Raw genomic sequence first — 10,568 nt, 5'->3', positions numbered from 1 at the left:
ATTTCCTGTGACCAATAATTAGCTCCTCCACATGCCTCCATAGCTACCAATGAACTTTTATCGAGATTGCTTAAATAGGCTATTAACTCATCTCTTGTAACTTTTTGGTAACCTATTTTTTTGCCATTTTGATCGACTTGCACCAAGTGCATACTATTTTTTGCTAAATCTATTCCTATTATAGTATTTTTTATGCTATTATTTATCATGGTATGGATCTATTAATTAAATTATTATTTAATTTGGAGCAGCTGAAAACTATTTTTCAGCTGACTCCGTACAAGTAAAGCATATTTCGCTTCACTCGTCCATACCATCATTCCCGCTTCGGTACGGAATCTAGATACCTGCTTACGCAGGTATGACACTGAATTGAATATACTTAAACAGTCATTATTTCTTGTTCTTTTTGCTTAACATGCGAGTCGACTTTATTACTATACTCATCAGTTAATTTTTGGATTTCTTCTGAAAAATTATGATGTTCGTCCTTAGTTATGATATTGTCTTTTTCTGACTTTTTTAACTCCTCATTACCGTCCCTTCTGATATTACGCAATGCAATTTTAGTATTTTCTCCATATTTGTGAGCAAATTTAACAAGCTCTTTGCGACGTTCTTCAGTAAGTAATGGAATGGTAATTCTGACTAATTGCCCATCTGATGATGGATTTAGACCTAGATTTGCATCAGTAATGGCTTTTTCTACAGCTTTTATCATAGATTTATCCCACACTTGCACCGTGATAGTCCTGGCATCTGGAGTAGAAAGACTTGCTACTTGTGACAAAGGCATTTTATCTCCATAGGCTTCAACCAATACCGGATCAAGTAAATTAACTGAAGCTCGACCAGTTCTGAGTCCCTTAAGTTCGTGATCCAATATTTTTAACGAGCTATCCATTTTTGATTGTAACTCTTTATATATAGTTGTTTTATCCATATCTATTAATCTTCTTGAATTTTTGTATACTCACCTTTTCCTTGCAGTACTTTTGCAAAGTTACCTTTCTCTCTAATTGAAAATACCTTAATTGGCAAGTTATTTTCTCTAGCCACTGCAACGGCAGCAATATCCATAACTTGTAAGTTCTCTTTTAGAAGATCAGTATAACTGATAGTGGAATATTTTACTGCATTAGGGTTTTTCGTTGGATCGGAATCATATACACCATTAACTTTAGTGCCTTTTAATAATAAATCACAACTCATTTCAATGGCTCTTAGGACACCCGCACTATCGGTAGTGCAAAATGGATTACCAGTTCCGCCGGAAAAAATTACTACTCTACCTTTTTCTATATGTCTTTTTGCTTTACGACGTATATAAGGCTCACAAATACTCATCATGGGGATTGCTGAAAGGACTCTAGTATGAACACCTAAACTTTCCATAATATTTTGTAAAGTAAGTGCATTTATTACCGTACCAAGCATACCAATATAATCACCGGCAGCTCTTTCAATACCAAATGCAGAATTAGTTCCACGATAAATATTACCACCGCCAACAACCACACATACCTGTACACCAATATCTATTGCTTCCTTTATATCCTCAGCAATCCTTAATATTACAGAATATTCGTGACCAAATTGCTTGTCACCCATTAAGGCTTCGCCAGAAACTTTTAGCAAAACCCGTTTATATTTTAAATGTGACATAAATTTTACATTGTTGTTAAATTATTGATTTATATAATTCTATACAAACCTATTTGATAGCTGTGGGGTGAGCATCTTATAACAATTAAAACTAGTCGAACTATTATTTTTGTCAAGTATTATAGTTGTTTGATGATAATTATAGATTTAAAAATATTAGTTTAAAACAAGGTAAGATTACATAACTAACCTTAAAAGGCTCGTTCTTTCCGACGGTTTTTACAATTAATTTACTATATTACAAATAATTTTGATTGCAAAATAAATCATAATCATGTTAATCTTAATAATCTAGTTTTTCTAAAACCTTTTATTAACAAAATACAATGAATAAATATTTGATACTATTAATATTATTAATAATGCCTCTTAACTCATTAGCTCAACAACAAATGGCTAACCAGATATTTAATTTTGTTGTACCAGTTACTTATTTTGTCGATCATGTCAAACAACTAGCTTTGCTTACAAATAACTTAATTAAATATCGACAAACAAGCATAGTACGTCAATTCGGGATAAGGGATAAGAAAAAATAAAGGAGATATAGGAGTTGCAAGGAGTTAATGCCTGTGTTTATTTTTTTTTCCAAAAAAAACATTTATCACAGGCATTAACTCCTTGCAACTCCTATATCTCCTTTATTTTTTCTTATCCCTTATCCCGAATTGACGTATTAAGCAAAACTTATTCATCAGTTTATATGAAAGAGGATTAAAAATGGTGCATGGGATTAAGAAAAATATGCCAAATAAATTAATGGATTTAAAGGAGAAGATTATGTTAAGAAAACGTAATTTAATTGAAACAGTTTTTGATTATTTAAAGAACAAAATGAACCTTGAGCATACTAGACACAGATCCCCTATAAATGCTTTTGTTCATATACTTTCTACACTAGTTGCCTATTCTCTTAAGAAAAATAAACCTTCCATAAATTGCAATTTCGACTTTCCTCTAAATTATAACCTTATCCCGAATTGACGTGTAGTAGAATTCTTGAGCAAAGAATTTGCTGGTTATCCTATCATGATAGTACAAGGAGCACAATTATTAAATAATGTAAAAGGTTTAGATAAAGCCGGGTATAAGAAAAAAATTCAACAATCAACAGATAGAATTCAATTGAACATTATGTTAACTATCAACGAATTAAAGCCAAGTGCTAGAAATTTACTAAATAAAATAGCCTTAATAAATAATCAAGGTTTTTCAAAAGACTTACTAAGTTTTATTACGGATGATCAAAGTACATTGAATGATGATATTTATCAGCTCTCTAAAATTTCCTTAATATCTAACATTGACTCACATGAAGCTAATCCGATCTTTGAAATGCACGATGTTATTGCTCAAAAAATAGCTGAGATTAATGGAAGTATTAATAATAAAGCTTATTTAGAAGATATAGTTACTAAATTAATGAATTACGTACCAAAGAGCATTATCAAAGCCCAAATTTTTAGAAAAGCAAAAACTATGCATGAAAATTTTGAAATCCTTGCTAGGAATGCTGAGAAGTATAACGTTAATATATATAAAATTATGCAGCTGAATAGACAGCTAATATCAGCATATCTTCTCTCTTACGATCACCATAATACAGAAAGACTCGTTAATTGGTTTAATAAAAATGATCAACAGGGTACTGGTAAGTTTAAATTATGGTTAATGAGTAATGATGAAAAATACACATATGCAAGTTACATACGAGCAATAGGTGTGTATTATAGAATTTGTTCTAATTATAGAACAGCAATACATTATTGTACAAGAACGAAAGAAATATTAGATAATGTAGAAGGTTATGAATCTTTTAAATGGATTGTATTGTTTACCTTAGCAACATCTAATATTGCATTAGGGCGGGTTCAAGAAGCAGAAAAAAACATTAAAATTATAGAACAATTTTTTAATAAAGGCTTAATGGATGAAAGTGACATATTTTATATACATGATGCTAAAGCACTTCTATTCTTTGTCCAAGGGAAATATACTGAATCATTAGAACAAGTTAATAAAAGTATAGAAACAACCATTAAAAATGGAACAAGTCCTGATGACCCATGGTTTATAAATTCTTATAATGCTAAAATAGAAATATTAAATTATCTTAAAAAGCACCAAGAAGCATATGCCATAGCCAAGCAAGTATATGACATGTGTAAATCCTTTAAAAAAGAAGATGACGAAGTATTTGGTTATACTTTTTTGCAATGGCAAAAAGTGAATTAGGGCTGGGTAAACTAGACCAAGCCTCAGAACATATTAACCAGGCTATCTCCATATTTTTAGCTGATGAACGTAGAAATCCCAAAGATGCAGATTATTCGGAAGGTCCATATTTAGCAGCAAGCTATGTAGTCCAAGGTGATATTTTATTTGCTCAAGATAACGTAAAAGTAGCAATAGAGTACTATAATAAAGCTTATAGCATATATCATTATTTATATAGGGATAATCGTAAAAATGTGGCTCAAGTTAGTGACTTATATAGTCAAGGAGCTAAAGCGTCATGTAAAGCAAAAAACTTGCATAGTTATAAATTCTTTGGTAAACCGCAAATAAAGGAGTTTGGCATAAACCACCCTAATACTTTATCTATGTTTGAGTATTGTAAACAATATGATATGGATTTATGGGCAAAAGAAAAATAAATCCCGGACTCGTCGTTTACACCGAATGTATTCGCAATGTAGGTAATTGGGAATTACACAGAGAAAGAATTGCCACATCCACACTTAGTTTTTGCATTGGGATTTCTAATTTCAAAATAGGAACTACCTAACTCTTCGATAAAATCTATTATACAATCAGCCATGAATGGCTGTGATATTGCATCAATAACCACTTTAGTATTATCTTTCTCTATAACACAATCATCTTTTGTTATGTCATTACTTGGCACGAGGGCGTAATTATAAACAAACCCAGAACACCCACCACCATCAACAATTATTCTAAGAACCAAATTGGGATTATCTTCCAATTTGATTAACTCGCCCACTCTTTTAAAAGCATTATCGGTAATTTCTATTGACATGACATGATTATATTATTAAAGACCCTTAAAATAATCCTAAAAAGCTAATTTTGCAACAGCTTCATTTAAAAACCTTGAAAAGCTTAGTAGGTGATTCTATACTATAGTCAATTCAGGAAAATTGGGGACTAGGAGAGACGAGTGATGACGTCACCAACTTCTCATCAATTGACTATATAGCTAATCCGGTTAACATTATGCCATTAATATTAGCAAGAAGTAGAATCGCATGACAAAGCGATCCTGCCTTCTGTCATCCCTACGAAAGCAGGGATATTAGATTCCGCACCGAAGCGGGAATGATAATAGTGGGATGGAATGGCAATTTATGGATTGCTTCGTCGGCTCACGCCTTCTCGCAAGGACAAAGTAGCTACCCCAAAAGTCATTGCGAAGAGTGCGGAAACTGCACAACAAAGCAATCCATTTTTGTGTCACCCCCTGCGTAGCTAGGGGGCTAGATTCCCGCCTACGCGGGAATGACAGGGTAAAAACGTCATTGCGAGGAGCCGAAGGCGACGAAGCAATCTCTTGTTGCTTTTTGGATTGCTCGTTGCTACTAAAGTAGCTCCTCGCAATGACAGAGAGGTTATCTAGAACATAATATTAGGAGTTAATATATGCTTGCTTCATATGCAGTAGACCCCAGCAATAGTAGGGGAAGATTGTTTAACGAATATCCTACAGCTTACAGAAATGAATTTGAACGAGATCATGATCGTATAATTCATTCAAAGGCTTTCAGGCGTTTGCAATATAAAACCCAGGTTTTCATTAATCATGAAGGCGATCATTATCGAAATCGTCTTACTCACTCAATTGAAGTTTCTACGGTTGCCCGTTCTATTGCTAAAACCCTTAATTTGTCAAGTGATTTGGCAGAAACTATAGGTCTTGCCCATGATCTTGGACATACTCCTTTCGGTCATGCAGGAGAGGTAGCTCTAAATAAGTGTATGCAAGATTATGGTGGATTCTCCCATAATGCTCATTCATTAAAGATTCTTACTAAAGTAGAGAAAAGATATGCAGCTTATGATGGATTAAATTTGACATGGGAAGTGCTAGAAGGAATTGTCAAACATAATGGTCCTTTAATAAATAATATACCTGAATATATATTAGAGTATGATTCACAACATAACCTTGACTTAACTCATTACTCCTCAGCTGAAGCCCAAATTGCTTCGTTAGCTGATGATATTAGTTATATTTCCCATGATTTAGAAGATAGTGTTGGTGCTAAGATTATTGACTTTAATCATCTAACGGAAATTAAATTTATTGATCAATATGCTTTTGAAATTAAGTCTCAGTTTAAAAATATAACAACAACTCAGCTTATATATGAAGTAGTACGTAAATTAATCAGCGATTTAATTGCTGATTTACTACTACAAACAAATAATAATCTACAGAAACAGAAAATAATTACAACCGATGATATACGCCATCTTGATTATCAGCTTGTTGATTTTACTGATGAAGCAAAAGAGCGTATAGTAAAAATTAAACAATTCTTGTATGATAAAGTATATAAGCATAATAAATTGACATCGATGCTTTTAAAGTGTCAAAGAATCGTACAAGATTTATTTAAGATATATATGGATAATATTGATTTACTACCATTTAGTTGGAAAGAATTAATTATACCAGGGAATACAAAATCTAAAGCTGGTATAGTAGCAGATTATATAGCCGGCATGACTGACCGGTTTGCTATTCAAGAGCATCAAGATATTTATTCCTTCAATTCTAATAATATTTAATTTATGAATATATTTAATAAATTACGTAACGATATCATTAGTGCAGGCAGAAAAATATGCAATAATGATGATGTGTTACAATTGGCAGCTGTTGAAATTCCTAAAGATAAGTTCAATGGTGATCTTTCAAGCAATATAGCTATGATTGTTGCAGCAAAACAAAATGTTAAACCTAAAGACTTAGCCATTAGATTTAAGGAAATATTAACATCCCTGCCATATATTGCCTCTATAGAAGTTGCTGGTCCAGGGTTTATTAATTTTACTATTAAAGCCGATATGTGGCATAACTCTATTAATGACATATTGCTAGATAAAGAGGAGTTTTTTAAGGTTAATTTTGGTAATAATCAAAAGGTCAATATTGAATACGTCTCTGCAAATCCAACTGGTCCTCTACATATTGGGCATGCTAGAGGAGCTGTGTATGGTGATGCTTTAGCCAAGGTTCTAGATAGTACTGGCTATATTGTTACCAAAGAATATTACCTTAATGATGCCGGCTCCCAAGTGGATGACTTAGCTAACTCAGTTATGTTACGCTATAAGCAAGCATTAACAAAAGAAGATATCGTGATACCAGCAGGGCTTTATCCTGGAGAATATTTGGTAGATATTGGGCAAAAGTTGGTAGAGAAATTTGGGGATAAATTATTAACAATGCCGGATAACGAACGCCATGAACTCGTTAAGGATTTTACAATAGAAGAAATGTTAGTGATAATTAAGCACGATTTAAAAGAGCTAGATGTTGAACACGAAGTATTTTTCTCAGAAAAATCACTGCATGATAGTGGCAAGATTGAGGAAGTTGTTCAGTTACTGACTAAAATGGGACTCATATATGATGGGCAGTTACCTCCTCCTAAAGGTAATGTAGATGAGCTTTGGGACTCAAGAACTCAGAGATTGTTTAAATCTACTGCTTTTGGCGATAATCAAGATAGACCAATAAAAAAATCTGATGGTAGTTGGTCATATTTTGCCTCTGATTTAGCTTATGCTAAGGATAAAATAGATCGTGGATTTGATCATCTAGTTTATGTTCTAGGAGCAGATCATTGTGGTTACGTAAAAAGAATTGAGGCGATAGTTAAGGCTCTTGGTGGAGAAAAAATTAAAGTTGATGTTAAAATTTGCCAGTTAGTAAACTTCGTGGAAAATGGTATTGCTGTAAAAATGTCGAAACGTAGCGGCAATTTTACTAATGTGCGAGATGTAACAAACGAGGTAGGTAAGGACATAATAAGATTTATAATGCTAACCCGTAAGAATGATATTACTCTTGACTTTGATCTAGCTAAAGTAAAAGAACAATCAAAGGATAATCCAGTATTTTATGTACAATATGCTTACGTTAGGACTATGTCTATACTGGAAAAAGCTAAAGAATCTATGCCAAAAGCATATAATAAGTTCTTAGAAAAAGAGTATGATTTATCTTTGCTTTCTACTGAAGAGGAAATTGAAATAATTAAGCTGCTTGCTTCATGGTCAAAAATTTTAGAAGTATCAGCGAAATATTTTGAACCACATAGAATAGCTTTTTATTTGATTAATTTAGCTTCAAAATTCCATGCTTTATGGAATTTTGGCAAAGAAAATAATGATTATCGGTTTTTAATTGAAGATAATATAGAGTTGACTGTTGCCCGCCTTGCTTTAGCAAAATCTATTCAAAAAATTATAAAAGTTGGTTTTGATGTTATAGGGGTGACGCCTATGAATAAAATGTAGTATAACTAATCTGATTAGCATTATACTCAAATGATTTGAGTATACACCAAATTCACAAACGTCATTGCGAGCGAACGTACGTGAACGTGGCAATCCATGAAGCTTATTATATGGATTGCTTCGTCGGTCTTATGACCTCCTCGCAATGACGCCAGTTTATTATGGCTAAATGCTGATCGGGTTAGCTATACGTTATCTGATAAAGTTATTTATAAAAAATATGGTTAATCGTGTTTTTCTAATTATTATTTTTCTCTCAATACTTAGTACTATTACATATTTAGTGTATACTAATTATAATCAAGATAGTGGTGGTCAGGTAGTGACGATTTACCATGATCAATCGCCGACAAAAGTTAAGCCACAAGATAGTGGGGGGATAGTAATACCAAATGCCAATAATATAATTTATGAGAATTTACAACAAAAAAAGATTAGTAAACCTATAACGTTGCAACCTGAACCGGAAAAGCCATTAAATATTACTAAACAAAAATCAGTACAAGGTGATGAAGATACTGATTCTATAGATACAATCTTATTTGATATAATAGAAACTGATCAGGTTAAGCATAAGAAACTCAAACTAAGTAAAAATGAAGATGGGACGGAAGTAATTTTACCTAATATAATAAAAAACGAATCGGTACAAACAGAGAGTTTAATAGAACAACAGCCTAATTCAAATAAGGTGGGTCTAAATATAATAAAAGTTACTGAATCGCATCGTAAGATCGATGATACGCAGTTATTAAATAAGTCAAATCAAGGGGGGTATAAAATCCAGATAGCTTCGGTAAAATCTGAATCAGAAGCCAACCAAGAAGGGGAGAGAATCAAAAAAAAATATGCGAAAATCCTTAATAATACGGTGATAAATATCAAAAAGATACAATCTGATAAAGGGAGTTTTTTCTATTTAGTCTTAGTAGGTAACTACCAAAATATAAACCAAGCTAAAGCTATATGCAAGAAACTCTCTGATAATCAGCAAGGCTGTATAATCACCAATCGTTGATAAAATTTATCAGCAAAGAAAAAATCAAGGTTTGTGATATTTCTCAATCATCCAATCTATAAATGTATTATCAACAGACTGCTTTTTTAGAGCATATTCGTATACTTCTTCCCGACTTCCGCAAGAAAATGTTGAAAGATGGAAAGAGATGATATGGAGGAGCCATAGAACTGGGAAATGATTTTTTCAGGCAATTTGTTGTGCTATAACTATATTATTACATATTAATTCTAAGTTACCTACATGTACATACGTCGTAAAAAAACACCAAATAGTCCAAGGCAATCAATACAAGTGGTTGAAGGATACCGAGATAGCAAAGGTAATGTCAAACAACGTATTGTCCGACATTTAGGGGTATTCTTCGATGATGCAGAAGAAGCCAAATTAGTTGCATTAGCAGAGGATTTAATTGTAAAGATTAAAGCTATGTCAATTGATGAGAAGTTGGTGACGTCGTCACTCGTCGCTCGCCTAAATTATGCTTTAAAAATACCTTGGCTCTAATCCCTAACAAGCAAGTATATTATAGACTCAAAATCATATTTATTCGCAGCCAAAAAGAGCCAAATATAGAATTACTTTAGTTATTGCAGGTAGTCCCTAGCTTTATAGTTATTAGCAGCTACTCCTTTACTATAGGCTATTCTTCTTTTAATTTTTTTATTTCTTCAATGGTTAGTTTTGTATATTTAACTATTTTTTCTATTGGTTGATTATCAATTAACATGGGAGTGTTCGTCAAACTGTGTCAAGTTGAAAAAATAATCTTTTAAATGTATAAAATAAAGATTATTGATGTTGTAAATAGCGAAGAATGTGGATAAGTTACTATCAACTTATCCACATGTTCTTCGCATAAAATAATAGGAAATTTGACATGAGCAAACCAATGAAACCAATTCAACTAGACCAAGTATCGCAAATACTTAATCAAGATAAATGTATAGAAATCATTCAAGGACTATACCAAGGTAAACCGCTACTTGGTGCAGGTGGACTGCTAACATCATTAGTTAAAGATTTTACACAACTTGCCCTAGAAAGTGAAATGGATTGTCACTTACTGGAAAATAGTTTAGAACAAGGGAATAACCGGAGAAATGGTCTTACTACTAAAACTATGAAGACGGCTTCAGGTTCTTTTGAACTTGAAACGCCAAGAGATCGTAATAGTACTTTTGAACCACAATTAATAAAAAAAAGACAGACTATTTTAAATGAAGAGTTAGATAATAAAATATTAGGCCTGTATGCTCTTGGAACTTCTTACGAAGGGATTGCTGGACACCTACAAGAGATATATGGTGTAGAGGTATCAGCTGCGACGATT

General features: G+C 32.6%; 10 protein-coding genes and 3 pseudogenes. 9 read left to right on the top strand and 4 right to left on the bottom strand.

Features of this window, described 5'->3' with window-relative positions:
* From RiCNE_RS03940 to pyrH, 3 genes and pseudogenes are all read right to left on the bottom strand, one after another.
* Window positions 1-209: pseudogene (locus tag RiCNE_RS03940) on the bottom strand (IS110 family transposase); the annotation flags it as partial.
* A gap of 173 nt (window positions 210-382) precedes the next feature.
* Window positions 383-943 (bottom strand): ribosome recycling factor, encoded by a 561-nt coding sequence (gene frr, locus RiCNE_RS03935; protein WP_094649316.1) that lies wholly within the window; start codon window positions 941-943, stop codon window positions 383-385.
* 5 nt (window positions 944-948) lie between these two features.
* On the bottom strand, window positions 949-1,665 hold the full coding sequence (gene pyrH / locus RiCNE_RS03930) for a UMP kinase (RefSeq protein WP_094649315.1): 717 nt from the start codon (window positions 1,663-1,665) through the stop codon (window positions 949-951).
* A 338-nt stretch (window positions 1,666-2,003) separates the two neighbouring features.
* Between pyrH and RiCNE_RS03925 the strand changes: the two genes are divergently transcribed.
* The 4 genes and pseudogenes from RiCNE_RS03925 to RiCNE_RS03910 all read left to right on the top strand — a co-directional run bounded on the left by RiCNE_RS03925 (window position 2,004) and on the right by RiCNE_RS03910 (window position 4,322).
* Window positions 2,004-2,204, top strand: a complete 201-nt coding sequence (locus RiCNE_RS03925; protein ID WP_157905672.1) for a hypothetical protein — start codon at window positions 2,004-2,006, stop codon at window positions 2,202-2,204.
* Between the two features lie 136 nt (window positions 2,205-2,340).
* A pseudogene (locus RiCNE_RS03920) lies at window positions 2,341-2,649 on the top strand (transposase); the annotation flags it as partial.
* A 15-nt stretch (window positions 2,650-2,664) separates the two neighbouring features.
* Window positions 2,665-3,900, top strand: a complete 1,236-nt coding sequence (locus tag RiCNE_RS07715) for a hypothetical protein (RefSeq protein WP_192866932.1) — start codon at window positions 2,665-2,667, stop codon at window positions 3,898-3,900.
* Complete coding sequence (locus RiCNE_RS03910; protein WP_094649312.1) at window positions 3,882-4,322, top strand: tetratricopeptide repeat protein; 441 nt, start codon at window positions 3,882-3,884, stop codon at window positions 4,320-4,322. Before RiCNE_RS07715 ends, RiCNE_RS03910 begins: the two co-directional genes overlap by 19 nt.
* Window positions 4,323-4,375: 53 nt before the next feature.
* Here the strand turns inward: RiCNE_RS03910 and erpA are convergent, their stop codons facing one another.
* Entirely contained in the window at window positions 4,376-4,708 is a 333-nt protein-coding gene (gene erpA / locus RiCNE_RS03905; protein ID WP_094649311.1) for an iron-sulfur cluster insertion protein ErpA, read from the bottom strand.
* A 620-nt stretch (window positions 4,709-5,328) separates the two neighbouring features.
* Here erpA and RiCNE_RS03900 point away from each other — a divergent pair.
* The 5 genes and pseudogenes from RiCNE_RS03900 to RiCNE_RS03880 form a co-directional block, all read left to right on the top strand.
* The gene (locus tag RiCNE_RS03900; RefSeq protein WP_094649310.1) at window positions 5,329-6,480 is read left to right on the top strand and encodes a deoxyguanosinetriphosphate triphosphohydrolase; all 1,152 of its coding nucleotides are present in this window, start codon (window positions 5,329-5,331) and stop codon (window positions 6,478-6,480) included.
* Window positions 6,481-6,483: 3 nt separating this feature from the next.
* Window positions 6,484-8,217, top strand: coding sequence for an arginine--tRNA ligase (argS, locus tag RiCNE_RS03895; protein ID WP_094649309.1), 1,734 nt, complete (start codon window positions 6,484-6,486; stop codon window positions 8,215-8,217).
* Window positions 8,218-8,437: 220 nt separating this feature from the next.
* Complete coding sequence (locus RiCNE_RS03890) at window positions 8,438-9,235, top strand: SPOR domain-containing protein (RefSeq protein ID WP_157905670.1); 798 nt, start codon at window positions 8,438-8,440, stop codon at window positions 9,233-9,235.
* 243 nt (window positions 9,236-9,478) lie between these two features.
* Window positions 9,479-9,664 (top strand): annotated as a pseudogene (locus tag RiCNE_RS03885) (IS1634 family transposase); the annotation flags it as partial.
* A 451-nt stretch (window positions 9,665-10,115) separates the two neighbouring features.
* Window positions 10,116-10,568 (top strand): transposase (locus RiCNE_RS03880; RefSeq protein ID WP_192866931.1); only part of this gene is annotated, 453 nt, incomplete at its 3' end.

It is taken from the genome of Rickettsia endosymbiont of Culicoides newsteadi, assembly GCF_002259525.1.
Classification (GTDB): domain Bacteria; phylum Pseudomonadota; class Alphaproteobacteria; order Rickettsiales; family Rickettsiaceae; genus Tisiphia.
Note: the sequence above shows the minus strand (reverse complement) of the source record. Positions and strands in the feature narration are given on the sequence as shown.